Origin of the sequence: Pseudomonas mucidolens, assembly GCF_900106045.1 — a bacterium.
In the GTDB taxonomy this organism is placed as follows: Bacteria; Pseudomonadota; Gammaproteobacteria; order Pseudomonadales; family Pseudomonadaceae; genus Aquipseudomonas; species Aquipseudomonas mucidolens.
On record NZ_LT629802.1, the window covers coordinates 718,339 to 730,688 of the forward strand.

Consider the following 12,350-nt stretch of genomic DNA (forward strand, 5'->3'; position numbering starts at 1 on the left):
GCATGCTGCCATTCTGGATTGCCTTGCAGTTCCTCAGCAGTCTGCCGATTCGTTTGCCGGGCATGCCGCAGCCCCGTGAACTGGGACGTTCATTGCTGTTTTATCCGCTGGTGGGACTGCTGTTCGGGCTGCTGTTATGGGCCCTGAACAGCGCGTTGATGGGCGCGCCGCTTCTGCTGCACGCGGCCTTGGTGCTGACGGTGTGGGTATTGCTCAGTGGCGGCCTGCACTTGGACGGTCTGGCCGACAGCGCTGACGCCTGGCTCGGAGGTTTTGGCGACCGTGAGCGTACCCTGACGATCATGAAAGACCCGCGCAGCGGCCCGATTGCGGTGGTGACGCTGGGGCTGGTGTTGCTGCTCAAGTTCACCGCGCTGGTGGCCTTGATCGAGCAACACAATGGCACCGCGCTGATCCTCGCGCCGCTGATTGGTCGCAGTTCGTTGCTGGCACTGTTTCTGACCACCCGTTATGTACGCGTCGGTGGCCTTGGTCAGGCGCTGGCGGAGCATCTGCCACGCGTGGTCGGCCAGCAAGTGCTGATCCTCAGTGGTCTGGCGTGTGTGTTGATCGGCGGCTTCAACGGTGGCATTGCGGTGTTGCTGGCGGCTCTGTGTTTTGTCGGCCTGCGCCAATTGATGGTCAATCGGCTGGGCGGAACGACTGGTGACACCGCTGGGGCACTGCTTGAGCTGCTGGAAGTAGCGGTATTGATTGGCTTGGCCCTGTAACCGTTTCTTGCATTTTGCTTATCGCGGGTATATACACGCACTATGCTTGCCTCCCACTGTTTGTGTACCAACCTGCGTCGCGCTGCCCGTGGCGTCAGCAGGCATTATGACGGCGCCCTTGATGGCTTCGGGATCAACGTCGCCCAGTATTCTTTACTGTGTAACTTGCAGCGCCTCGATCAACCAAGCATTTCCAGCCTGGCGGATGCCATGGGCCTGGATCGCAGCACCCTGGGACGTAATCTTCGGGTGCTGGAGGGCGAAGGCCTGGTGCGGTTGGTCGAAGGTGATGATCTGCGTAATCGCCTGGTGTTGCTGACTGACGCGGGCAAGGAGCGGCTGGCAGCGGCGCTGCCGGCCTGGGAAGCGGCGCAGCAGAAGCTGATCGATAAGCTGGGTGTGGAAAAGCGCGAAACCCTGTTGGCCTTGCTGGACGAGCTCGCTTAAAAGCGAGCGTGTCCGACTATAAGTGGGTATATACCCGCAAGCGGAGAATAAAAATGACCTCGATGTGGCGTACCAGTGGTTGGATTCTTGTCGGTAGTGCGCTGATCCTGGCCCTTTCCCTTGGCGTGCGGCATGGCTTCGGCCTGTTTCTGTCACCCATGAGCACCGAGTTCGGTTGGGGGCGTGAAACGTTTGCCTTTGCTATCGCCCTGCAAAACCTGATTTGGGGTCTGGCCCAGCCGTTTACCGGCGCGCTGGCCGACCGCTTCGGCGCGGCCCGGACGGTGATGGTCGGCGGAGTGCTGTATGCCTTGGGCCTGGTGTGCATGGGGCTCTCCGATTCGGCCATGAGTCTGTCATTGAGCGCCGGTTTGTTGATCGGCATTGGTTTGTCGGGTACTTCGTTTTCGGTGATTCTCGGTGTCGTGGGGCGTGCCGTGGCGCCGGAAAAACGCAGTATGGCCATGGGCATCGCCAGTGCCGCCGGGTCTTTTGGTCAATTCGCCATGTTGCCAGGTACGCCGGGTCTGATTGGCTGGCTTGGCTGGTCCGCCGCGTTGCTGGTGCTGGGCCTGCTGGTGGCTTTGATCGTGCCGTTGGTGACGCTGATCAAGGATCGCCCGCTGCCGGTGCTGGCCGGCCAGCAGACGCTGCTCGAAGCCCTGCGGGAGGCCTGCTCCCATTCTGGTTTCTGGTTGCTGGCCTTCGGTTTTTTCGTCTGCGGTTTTCAGGTGGTATTTATCGGCGTGCACCTGCCGGCGTACCTGGTGGATCAGCATTTGCCGGCGACCGTCGGTACCACCGTGCTGGCGTTGATCGGCCTGTTCAATATCTTCGGCACCTACACCGCCGGCTGGCTCGGTGGGCGGATGTCCAAGCCTCGCTTGCTCACCGCGTTGTACCTGTTGCGGGCAGTGGTAATCGTCTTGTTTCTCTGGGCGCCGGTGACACAGATGAGCGCGTATCTGTTCGGCATGGCCATGGGGTTTTTATGGTTGTCGACGGTGCCTTTGACCAACGGCACGGTCGCGACTTTATTTGGTGTGAGAAACCTCTCGATGCTGGGAGGGATTGTGTTCCTGTTCCATCAAGTGGGCTCGTTCCTCGGTGGTTGGTTGGGCGGTGTGGTCTATGATCGAACAGGCAACTACGATTTGATCTGGCAGGTAGCCGTTGTCTTGAGCGTGCTCGCGGCAGCGCTAAACTGGCCAGTGCGTGAGCGGCCGGTGGCGAGGTTGCAGGCACACATGGAGGCAGTATGAATTGCGCGGGATACTGGTTGGTTGGGGCAGGGCTGGCAGCGTTGTTGCTGATTGCCTGGTGGGGTTGGCAGCGCAGCGGCCTGGCGTTGATGCAACTGGGTATGTCGATCTGTTAAGTTCTTCTGAAGCTATTTGAGGACACCCGACATGCTCAAGCGCTGGCTTGCAGTACCTGCCCTGATGATGACGTTTGGCGGAGTTGCCCTGGGCGCCGATTGCCCGGCGTTGCTGGAAGGCCAATTGCCAAAATTGCGCGCCAAGGAATCCATCGACCTCTGCCAGCGTTTTGCCGGCAAGCCGCTGGTGATCGTCAACACCGCGAGCTTCTGCGGGTTTGCTCCGCAGTTCAAAGGGTTGGAGGCGCTGTACCAGCGCTACAAAGGCGCTGGGCTGGAGGTGATTGGCGTGCCGTCCGACGACTTCAAGCAGGAGGCCAAGACCGAGGAAGAGACCGCCAAGGTCTGCTACGTCAATTACGGCGTGACTTTCACCATGACCGACCCACAGAAGGTCAGGGGGAAAGAAGCGGTGCATCTGTTCCAGGTCCTGGCGCAGCAGACCGGCGCGCCGAAGTGGAATTTCTACAAATATGTGGTGGATCGCCAGGGCAAGGTGATAGCCAACTTTTCCAGCCTGACCAAGCCGGATGATCCGGACCTGATCAAGGCAGTGGAACAGGCGCTGGCTTCCAAGCCCTGATCGTCAGCCATTAAAAAGCCCCGCCTCCCATGCAGGAGAGCGGGGCTTTTTTGTACAGGTAAATTAGAACTTGTACGTTACGCCCAGGCCGAAACCGTTGGCGCTGTTTTTGTACTTGGCGCTGTAGCCCTGGCCCAGTGCGTTGGTATGAGCCACCTTGACGGGTTCCTCTTTGAGGTAAGAGTACGCCAGGTCGACTGTCATGTTCGGCATGACGTCGTAGCCCAGGCCCAGGCTGAAGATCGTGCGGTCACCCGTAGGGATGCGTGGCGAACGATCAGTGTTGTTGGTGGGCGACTGGTCGAAGGTCAGGCCGGTACGCAGCACCACTTGCTTGGTGATACGGTACGAAGTACCCAGGGCATAAGCCCAGGTGTCATGCCAGTTCTGCTCTTCCTTGATGCTGCCGACGATCCCAGGTGCGAGAACGCCGCCAGCCGTCGTGACGCCTTCGTTGTTGACGGTGATGTCTTTCAGGCGGCTCCAGCGCGTCCAGGTCGCACCGGCGTAGACCTTCCAGGCGTCATTCATGTCTTGAGTCACCGACAGGTCCCAGGACTCGGGCGTATCCACGTTCAACGAAGCATCGTAACGACCGTTGGCGAGCAAGGACGGCGGAACCCCAGCACCTGGCGTGACTTCAGTGTGGCCTTTGAGCTTGTACTTCACTTTCGAGTGATAGGTCAGGCCCACACGGGTGGTGTCGGTGGCTTGGACCAGGATACCGGCGTTGAAGCCCAGCGCCGTGTCGTCACCCTTGACCTTGATTCTGTTATCGCCGGTACCCGGAATCAGTGCGCCGAGTGAGGGTTCCGACTCCAGGGTCCCGGCGATTCGGTTGATGGTTGGACCAAAGCCGATGGAAACCCGGTCATTGAATGCATAGCTGACCGTCGGCTGGAAGGTAATGACCTGCACTTCACTCTTGCTGCCGAACGCACGGCCCTGGAAGTTGCTTTCGTAGTCAGTGATCAAGCCGAACGGTGCGTATACACCGAAACCGACAGCCCATTGATCATTGAGCTTATTGGTGTAGAAACCGAAAGGAACGGCAGTGAAGGGCACCATGTCACCTTTATTGGTGCCGCTGGCGTTGCCTCTTGCATCCTTGATATCGGTCGATGCGTCAATGACTGCAAAACCGCCGGTGATTTGCTGGCCTTCAAGGCGAGCCATGCCGGCAGGGTTGCCATAAACAGTGCTGGCGTTTTCGGCAGAAGAAGAGCGCCCGGCAAAACCAGTCCCCATCCCGGCAACGTCTTGCTCGTTGAGGGCAAAACCACTCGCGAACAGTTGGGAAGATGCCATGGCAACGGCGAGACTAAGCGTGGACTTGAGCATTACTTTTTTCATTATTAGAACTCCGAGGTGATCACCGCAGCGGAAAGTAACAATAAAATTAAATTAGCGCTATAGGCTGTAATGTAGGAGATAGAGCCGTTTTGTAGGACAATCCGACCAGATTTGCCGATTTTTGACGAATCTTGCAAATTGCCCGGTCAGCAAGCGACCTGATTCAGGGGGGAAACACACGAATGCCAGGCTTGAGTGAAATCTCGCAGGCGTCCTTGAGGGTGAAATATTTCTTTCCAGATACGTGCCATGCCCAGTAAATCGTCAGGTCGTGGCAATTCGGTGCGATGTTGTTCCACCAATAGCCAGGCGATAGCGGTGGCGTAACGCAAGTTGACGGTCAGTTCGAGTTGAGGGCCGCTGAGAAACGCATGTTGACTGGCAAGTCCACGTACCAGGCTGGCGCGTTCCGGATCGAGGGCCAGGTAGTCGTCCCATAAGGCGCGATGGCGAAGTTCGGTGATGCGATACAGTCCATGGCCACGACGGTCATGCAGCGCCGACCCCAGCTCCGACTGGCTGGCCGCAATGCCCAGTAACAGGAATTCAGCAGTCTGGCTGTGGCGCCCCAGGTAAACCAGTGTGGGGCGGATCACATAGCGGCACAATTCGCTGGCGGCGATACCCATAAGGCCCTCGAAGCATTGAAGTGGGCGACGAGACCTGAGAAGTAGGGGGCTTGGCAGCGGTGGATTGGATCTCAGGCCCGTCGGAAGCGGAAGAAGCCGCTTGAGTTGAAGTGTAGTGTCAGATTCATGATGTAAAGGACTGTTTTTAAAATATTTTCATCGTGGGGTTATAAACGTTATATCTGTTTGGCCTTAGAAAAGTTGCCCAAATGCCGTATGACAGGCAATAAAAAACCCTGCTTTTGGGGCAGGGTTTTGGGGTTTCAGCCGGGGTAAACGATCAGGCGACAAGGGCCTGGCGGGTACGCTCGATCACGGCCTGCAGCGGTTCTGCGCTGGAGTATTGATCGGGATACAGGCGTTCGCTGTGACGAGCGATGCCGTGTTCGTTAACCAGGGTGAAGCTGAAGCAGCCTTTGCGAGCGGCCATGATCAGGCAGTTCATTGGGGCAAAAGCGTTGGTTAGGGTGCGAATGGCATCCTGTGTGTGGATTTGAGTGGACATATTATTGGTGTTCCTACAAATGACACGGATAAGAACCGTGCAACGTTAAAACGTTCCAGTGACGCTGATCACCATTGATCAAGCGAAGAACCCGACTGGAACAAAGCAGCCAGTTTGAAGCGCTGATTAAGTTTGGCGCGCTTGGTCTGGCAGGTAGGTACTTAGGAGGGCAGGCAACACAACAAGGGCAAAGGTTCTGGGCCCGGGGTGAAGATCCTGATCAATTTGCAGGTTGGTTCGGTCAGAGTATTGAGACTTCGCGACACCCTTTGCATTATTCAAAGGCCGTGTCGTCGCAAGTGATACCTGGAAACCATCGAGGTGGTCGATCCCATCGATATGGACAGAACTTCTCTTTAGGGAAGCTACGTCGCGGGGATTTGTTCGACCAGAATTGACTTTCAGCTTGGTACTAACGCCGTAGATAGTAATGGGTTGAAACGGCTAAAGCAAGTGTGTTAGCAAAAAACTTGATCAACCTCCCGAAAGGCCGCGATAAACCAAAACAGTGATGGCGGCGGCCAGCGAGCAACCCAGTGCATAGGCTGCCAGGGACAGGCGCAGGGATTGGCCGGTTTCGATGATCTTCATCAGATCGCCCATATCGTTGATCTGTCCTTCTACCAGCTCGATACACAGGCTGACTGCGGTAAAGGCGGCCGACAAGAGGATTGCGATGGCAAACAATGCGCCATCCGGAGACGGTAGCGCGGTGTTGATACCGATGGACATCGTACAAACGAGGAGCAGCAATAATGCAAATAGCAGCATTCCTTTCATGCAACGCGTTTCCCCTCGATTGTAGGGCGGACAGTGTGGCGAGCTGAAGAGTGTTTGAAAAGTGGATCGTTTGTCGCCGGTTCAGAGGCAGATACTGGCTAATGGCCGGCAACCTGATGCTAAAGACGGCGGTTGTGCACATTGGTGGCGCAGGTTGTCACCGGGCTTTCGCTGCTCCGTGAATGGCTCCGATAGCCTGGATCAAAAATATAAGTCAATGAAAAATCTGGCTTTTTTTTATTGGTGAAAAAATCGACAGTTTGAGCGCGACCCCCGTTTCATGGGGCTTTGCGGGATTTAAAGGGGGGTTGTCCACTGAGTTATCCACAGCTTCTGTGGATTGTCCCGAGCGCTTGCTCTAGAACGGGCGTACAGACTTTTTTCAGCTTTACCCATACGAAAAAAGGAGTAGAGTGGCGCGCCTTCCGTTCTGCCCTACAGTGTTTTATGAAGTTTCGCTCAGTGTCACCTTCCGTTACCGATAGCCCTGCCAGTGTTACCGCTCCAAAGCGCTTCTCTTTGAAGGTTGCTATTTGGTTGCTGGACAACCCGCGCATTGGTGATAACCCCAATATCAAGCATCTCGCCGGGCGGTTGCTTAAACAGCCGGCCCGTGAAGGTGTTGTGGCGGCACAAAGCCGCCTAGGGCAACTGATGTGTCGCGAATGTGGCAATGCGCGGGATCGGCGCATTGGGCACGACCTATTGCGCCAGGCCGCCCGTGCCGGCGACCGCCTTGCTCAGCGCGAACTTGGGCAGATCGAAGACTGAGCTGTCCACAACGCGTCTGCTTGGTTAACCTTGGTTTTTTACGGTATTGGCAGGAGTGGCCATGGCTTTTGACTGGACCAGTGTGGTGCTGGGTCTCGGCGCCGCCGCGTTGCCTTTGCTGGTGCTGTGCTGGCAGGTCCAGCAGCGCCTGAATGCACGCAAGGCCGGTGGGGAGTTGCTTGAAGAGCGCTTGGTCATGGCGCAGATGGCCCAGGAAGGACTGACGGCGCAACTGGAAGCCAGTCGTGACGAAATCAGCGATCTGAGCCAAGCCAACGCTGCCAAACAGGCAGATCTGGCGGCGCTGCGCCGGGAAGTCGAGCTGCTGCAGATCGACCGCGACAACGCCCGGGATGCCGCGCATGCCTGGAACATCGAACGTTCCGCCAAGGAAACCGAGCTGCGTCGGCTGGATGCCTTGTCGGCGTCCCTGCGCGCGGAGCTGCGCGAGCAACAGGAAGGCCATCAGCAACGCCTCAACGACCTGCACAGCTCGCGGGATGAGCTGCGTGCGCAGTTCGCCGAGCTGGCCGGAAAAATCTTCGATGAGCGCGAGCAACGGTTTGCCGAAACCAGCCAGCAACGCCTCGGGCAATTGCTTGATCCGCTGAAGGAGCGCATCCAGTCGTTTGAAAAACGTGTGGAAGAAAGCTACCAAAACGAAGCACGGGAGCGATTTTCCCTGGCCAAGGAGCTTGAGCGGCTACAGCAACTGAATCTGCGCCTGTCGGACGAAGCCACCAACCTGACACGTGCCCTCAAGGGGCAGAAAACCCAGGGCAACTGGGGTGAACTGATTCTGGAGCGCGTGCTTGAGCACGCGGGTCTGGAAAAGGGTCGCGAATACCAGACCCAAGTCAGTCTCAAGGGCCCGGATGGCGAGCGGTTCCAGCCGGACGTGCTTATCCTGTTGCCAGGCGATAAGCAGGTGGTGGTGGATTCCAAGGTCAGCCTCACGGCCTATCAGCAGTACGTGGCCGCCGATGATGAGGGGATGGGACAGGCGGCCCTTAAACAACATGTCTTGTCTTTGCGTAATCACGTAAAAGGCTTGGCCGGCAAGGACTATAAGCGTCTGGAAGGCTTGCACAGTCTGGATTTCGTGCTGCTGTTCGTGCCGATAGAAGCGGCGTTCTCGGCGGCGTTGCAAGCCGAGCCGAATCTGTTTCAGGAAGCGTTCGACCGCAATATCGTGATCGTCAGCCCGACCACTTTGCTGGCGACCCTGCGGGTGATCGACAGCCTGTGGAAGCAGGAGCGACAGAGCCAGAACGCGCGGGAAATTGCCGAGCGCGCCGGATGGCTGTACGACAAATTCGTGTTGTTTATCCAGGATCTGGATGAGGTGGGTAATCGTCTTCAGCAGTTGGATAAGGCTTACAGCGCGGCGCGTAACAAACTGACGGATGGGCGCGGTAATCTGATCAGCCGTACCGAGCAGTTGAAGTTGCTCGGGGCCCGCGCCAGTAAAAGTTTGCCGGCGGATCTGCTGGAAAGGGCCATGACCGACGAAGACGGGCTGGCGCAGTTACCTGAATAACCCGCCAAGCATCGATCAGCCCTCCCGAACAAGCCTAATCTCAGCACCCGGTAGCAGCTTCGCTTGCTCGGCATGGTTCAAGACGCTGGGCTACAAAGGCAGGTGGCGGCTCAGTAACGCCCTGAGCGCAGCAGGTTTTACCGGTTTGGCCAAGTAATCCAATCCCGCCGCATGCACTTGGGCCACCATCTCCGGACGTCCGTCCGCGCTGATCACCACGCCAGGAATCGGCTCCGCCAGTTGCGCGCGCAGCCAGGCCATCAATTCGGTACCGGTCTCACCATGGTCAAGGTGGTAATCCACCAGCGCCAATTGCGGACGCACTCCTTCGGCCAGCAAGGCGGCGCATTGCGCCTGGTCACGGGCAGTCCAGACCTGGCAACCCCAGCGGCTCAGCAGGCTGCGCATGCCAATCAGGATGCTGTCTTCGTTGTCCACGCAGAGCACTTGAGCGCCGCCGAGAGGTTGGCCTTTCTCCGGCACAGGTTGAACGGGAGCGTTGGCCGGAGTCTTGGACAGGGGAACGGTGACGCTGAACACGCTGCCTTTGCCCGGCCATGAGTGCACACGCAAACGATGACCCAAGACCCGGCACAGTCCGTCGGCAATGGCCAGTCCCAGTCCCAACCCCTTTTCCGCGCGAGTCTGGTGGCTGTCCAGGCGCTTGAATTCTTCAAAGATCACTTTCTGTTTGTCCAGCGGAATGCCCGGGCCACGGTCCCAGACTTCCAGGCGCAGTTCGCCAGCGCTATGCCTGACACCCAGCAGCACGGGGCCGTGGGCATAGCGAAAAGCGTTAGTCAGGAAGTTCTGCAGGATTCGCCGCAGCAACTTGATGTCGCTGTCGACGCGCAAATGGCTGCCGCGCAAGCGGAAGCGCAAACCTTGTTCCTGAGCCAGAACCTTGAACTCGGCCCCCAGCGCATCGAACAACTCGTTGAGAGCAAACGGTTGGCGGTGTGGCGTGATCTTGCCGTTTTCCAGGCGCGAGATGTCCAGCAAGTCGCTGATCAGGTCTTCAGCCGAACGCAGCGAGCTGTCCAGATGTTGCACCAATTGCCGAGCGTCTCCCGACATTCCTTCGTTCTGATGGGAGAGTGCGGCGGAGAACAGGCGTGCGGCGTTGAGAGGTTGCATCAAGTCGCGGCTGACGGCTGCGAGGAAGCGTGTTTTCGACTGGTTTGCCGACTCGGCGACGCCTTTGGCATCGGTGAGAGCGACATTGAGCTGCGACAGTTCCTGGGTGCGCTCGACGACGCGTCGCTCCAGGCCTTCGTTGGCCTCGGTCAAGGCCTGCTCGGCCTCGCGGAACGCGGTGATGTCGGTGAAACTCATGACGAAGCCGCCGCCGGGCATCGGGTTGCCAATCAGTTCGATCACTCGGCCGTTGGGGAACAGTCGTTCAGAGGTGTGCGCGCGACCCTGGCGCATCCAGTGCAGGCGACGAGCCACGTGCACCTCGGCCTCTCCCGGTCCGCACAGCCCGCGTTCGGCGTTGTAGCGAATGATATCGGCAATCGGCCGGCCAACGCTGATCAGTCCGTCCGGATAGTTGAACAACTCCAGGTAGCGACGGTTCCAGGCCACCAGCTTGAGAGACTGGTCGACCACGCTGATGCCTTGGGTGATGTTCTCAATCGCGCCTTGCAGCAACGCGCGGTTGAACTGCAAGACTTCGGATGCCTCGTCGGCGATCCTGACTACATCCTCCAACTGCATTTCCCGGCCTTCAATGGCCGCTTTCACTACCGCTCGTGTCGACGACGCGCCGAGTACACCGGCCAACAGTCGTTCGGTATGGGCGATCCAATCGTTGTCGGCGTTCTGGTTGGGATTGAAACTTTTACCCTGACGATAGGCAAAGCGAATAAAACTCTGATGAGCCCGCTCTTCACCGACAAAACGTGCGGCCAGGCTGAGCAAATCATTAATCTGCACTGACAACATCGAGCGTGCGCTGGCCCGTTGGCTGATTTCCTGACCGATAAACCGCCCGGCTTGCCAGTGCTCGGACACGCGGGTGCGCGACAGCACCGAGACCCAGGCAAACAGCGTGAAGTTACCGGCCAGCGACAACACCACACCTTGTGTCAGTGGAGTGATCGGCAGTCCTAGCGGATTGCCGCGCAGCCACGCCAGGCCCGGGAACAGGTTGAGTGACAAGCCCAGACCATGGGCGGCAATCGGCAGCACCAGCGTGTAGAACCACAAGAAGGTCCCGGCGGCCAGGCCGGCGAACACGCCTCGGCGGTTGGCCTGTTTCCAGTACAGCGCCCCGAGCATCGCCGGGGCCAGTTGTGTGACGGCGGCAAAGGCGATCTGGCCGATGGTCGCCAGGCTCGCGGTGGAGCCAAGCAAGCGATAGCTGACGTAGGCCAGCAGCAAAATAATCACAATGCTGACCCGGCGCACCGAAAGCATCCAGTGGCGAAACACCTCGAACGGCCGCTCGGCGTTGGTGCGGCGTAGCAGCCAAGGCAGCAACATGTCGTTGGAGACCATGGTCGACAACGCGACACTGGCGACGATCACCATCCCGGTCGCCGCCGAGGCACCGCCAATGAACGCCAGCAATGCCAAGGCCGGGTGCGCTTCGGCCAGAGGCAGGCTGATCACATAGGAGTCCGGCAGCACCGAATCCGGTAACAGCATTTTTCCGCCCAGGGCAATCGGCACCACGAACAGCGCCGCCAACACCAGGTAGGCCGGAAACACCCACTTCGCCAGGCGCAGGTCCTGGGGGTCGATGTTTTCTACCACGGTGACGTGGAATTGCCGGGGCAGGCAGATAATCGCCATCATCGCGACGCCGGTCTGGACCACCATCGAAGGCCAGTTGATGGTCTCTTTCCAATACTCTTCCAGCCGCGGTGCGAGCTTTGCCTGGTTGAACAGATCGTCAAAACCGTCGTATAGGCCATACGTCACAAAGGCCCCGACGGCGAGGAACGCAAACAGCTTGACCAGGGACTCGAAGGCAATCGCCAGCACCATGCCGCGGTGGTGTTCGGTGGCATCCAGGTTACGGGTACCGAAGACAATGGTGAACAGCGCCAGCACCAGGGACACAATCAACGCGGTGTCCTGGGCGCGTGTACCGGTGGCATCGGCCCCGGCGCCGATCAGCAGGTTGACCCCCAGCACGATGCCTTTGAGTTGCAGGGCGATATAGGGCAACACGCCCACCAGGCAGATCAACGCCACCACCACGGCCAGGGTCTGGGATTTGCCATAGCGGGCCGCGATAAAGTCGGCGATGGAGGTGATGTTTTCCTGCTTGCTGATCAGCACCATCTTTTGCAAGACCCAGGGCGCCAGCAACAGCAGCAGAACGGGTCCCAGGTAGATTGGTAAAAATGCCCACAACTGTTCGGCGGCCTGACCGACGGCACCGAAGAAGGTCCAGCTGGTGCAGTAGACCGCCAGTGACAGGCTGTAGACCCACGCGCGCACCCGGGGCGTCAGCGGCTTGAGGCGACGGTCACCGTAGAAAGCGATGGCAAACATAATGGCCATATAGGCCAGGGCAACGGCGGCGATTAGCCCGCTGGACAACGTCATGAGAACTCCGGACAGAGGAACACCCAGGCATTCCAGGCCCGGGACGACAGTCTCGCATGATGTCTGACGTTA

The 12,350-nt window shown here is 58.5% G+C and carries 11 protein-coding genes; 6 read left to right on the forward strand and 5 right to left on the reverse strand.

Going from position 1 to position 12,350, the window contains the following annotated elements:
- Positions 1-2 precede the first annotated feature (2 nt).
- The 4 genes from BLU75_RS03575 to BLU75_RS03590 all read left to right on the forward strand — a co-directional run bounded on the left by BLU75_RS03575 (position 3) and on the right by BLU75_RS03590 (position 3,139).
- The gene (locus BLU75_RS03575) at positions 3-731 is read left to right on the forward strand and encodes an adenosylcobinamide-GDP ribazoletransferase (RefSeq protein ID WP_084379394.1); all 729 of its coding nucleotides are present in this window, start codon (positions 3-5) and stop codon (positions 729-731) included.
- A 42-nt stretch (positions 732-773) separates the two neighbouring features.
- Positions 774-1,178, forward strand: coding sequence for a MarR family winged helix-turn-helix transcriptional regulator (locus tag BLU75_RS03580; RefSeq protein ID WP_084379393.1), 405 nt, complete (start codon positions 774-776; stop codon positions 1,176-1,178).
- 62 nt (positions 1,179-1,240) lie between these two features.
- A complete protein-coding gene (locus BLU75_RS03585) occupies positions 1,241-2,440 on the forward strand; it encodes an MFS transporter (RefSeq protein ID WP_165447476.1) in 1,200 nt (399 codons plus the stop codon).
- A 180-nt stretch (positions 2,441-2,620) separates the two neighbouring features.
- Entirely contained in the window at positions 2,621-3,139 is a 519-nt protein-coding gene (locus tag BLU75_RS03590; RefSeq protein WP_231982657.1) for a glutathione peroxidase, read from the forward strand.
- 63 nt (positions 3,140-3,202) lie between these two features.
- Here the strand turns inward: BLU75_RS03590 and BLU75_RS03595 are convergent, their stop codons facing one another.
- The 4 genes from BLU75_RS03595 to BLU75_RS03615 form a co-directional block, all read right to left on the reverse strand.
- A complete protein-coding gene (locus BLU75_RS03595) occupies positions 3,203-4,492 on the reverse strand; it encodes an OmpP1/FadL family transporter (protein ID WP_084379390.1) in 1,290 nt (429 codons plus the stop codon).
- 146 nt (positions 4,493-4,638) lie between these two features.
- Positions 4,639-5,121, reverse strand: coding sequence for a hypothetical protein (locus BLU75_RS03600; protein WP_084379389.1), 483 nt, complete (start codon positions 5,119-5,121; stop codon positions 4,639-4,641).
- A gap of 280 nt (positions 5,122-5,401) precedes the next feature.
- Positions 5,402-5,626 (reverse strand): hypothetical protein, encoded by a 225-nt coding sequence (locus tag BLU75_RS03605; RefSeq protein ID WP_007898912.1) that lies wholly within the window; start codon positions 5,624-5,626, stop codon positions 5,402-5,404.
- 474 nt (positions 5,627-6,100) lie between these two features.
- Positions 6,101-6,406, reverse strand: a complete 306-nt coding sequence (locus BLU75_RS03615) for a hypothetical protein (protein ID WP_084379388.1) — start codon at positions 6,404-6,406, stop codon at positions 6,101-6,103.
- 447 nt (positions 6,407-6,853) lie between these two features.
- Here BLU75_RS03615 and BLU75_RS03620 point away from each other — a divergent pair, with 447 nt between their 5' ends.
- Positions 6,854-7,177: an SEL1-like repeat protein gene (locus tag BLU75_RS03620; RefSeq protein ID WP_084379387.1), complete on the forward strand. Its 324-nt coding sequence runs from the start codon at positions 6,854-6,856 to the stop codon at positions 7,175-7,177.
- A gap of 175 nt (positions 7,178-7,352) precedes the next feature.
- Complete coding sequence (locus BLU75_RS03625) at positions 7,353-8,717, forward strand: DNA recombination protein RmuC (protein ID WP_165447477.1); 1,365 nt, start codon at positions 7,353-7,355, stop codon at positions 8,715-8,717.
- Between the two features lie 90 nt (positions 8,718-8,807).
- Here BLU75_RS03625 and BLU75_RS03630 read toward each other — a convergent pair whose 3' ends face one another.
- Positions 8,808-12,278 (reverse strand): hybrid sensor histidine kinase/response regulator, encoded by a 3,471-nt coding sequence (locus BLU75_RS03630; protein ID WP_084379385.1) that lies wholly within the window; start codon positions 12,276-12,278, stop codon positions 8,808-8,810.
- Between the last annotated feature and the right edge of the window lie 72 nt (positions 12,279-12,350).

What these genes read in the sequence shown, in the direction of transcription:
- BLU75_RS03615 (WP_084379388.1), bottom strand. Translation starts at nt 6,406, where the DNA reads ATGAAAGGAATGCTGCTATTTGCATTATTGCTGCTCCTCGTTTGTACG.
- BLU75_RS03590 (WP_231982657.1), top strand. Translation starts at nt 2,621, where the DNA reads ATGATGACGTTTGGCGGAGTTGCCCTGGGCGCCGATTGCCCGGCGTTG.
- BLU75_RS03595 (WP_084379390.1), bottom strand. Translation starts at nt 4,492, where the DNA reads ATGAAAAAAGTAATGCTCAAGTCCACGCTTAGTCTCGCCGTTGCCATG.
- BLU75_RS03630 (WP_084379385.1), bottom strand. Translation starts at nt 12,278, where the DNA reads ATGACGTTGTCCAGCGGGCTAATCGCCGCCGTTGCCCTGGCCTATATG.
- BLU75_RS03585 (WP_165447476.1), top strand. Translation starts at nt 1,241, where the DNA reads ATGTGGCGTACCAGTGGTTGGATTCTTGTCGGTAGTGCGCTGATCCTG.
- BLU75_RS03600 (WP_084379389.1), bottom strand. Translation starts at nt 5,121, where the DNA reads ATGGGTATCGCCGCCAGCGAATTGTGCCGCTATGTGATCCGCCCCACA.
- BLU75_RS03575 (WP_084379394.1), top strand. Translation starts at nt 3, where the DNA reads ATGCTGCCATTCTGGATTGCCTTGCAGTTCCTCAGCAGTCTGCCGATT.
- BLU75_RS03620 (WP_084379387.1), top strand. Translation starts at nt 6,854, where the DNA reads ATGAAGTTTCGCTCAGTGTCACCTTCCGTTACCGATAGCCCTGCCAGT.
- BLU75_RS03580 (WP_084379393.1), top strand. Translation starts at nt 774, where the DNA reads ATGCTTGCCTCCCACTGTTTGTGTACCAACCTGCGTCGCGCTGCCCGT.
- BLU75_RS03605 (WP_007898912.1), bottom strand. Translation starts at nt 5,626, where the DNA reads ATGTCCACTCAAATCCACACACAGGATGCCATTCGCACCCTAACCAAC.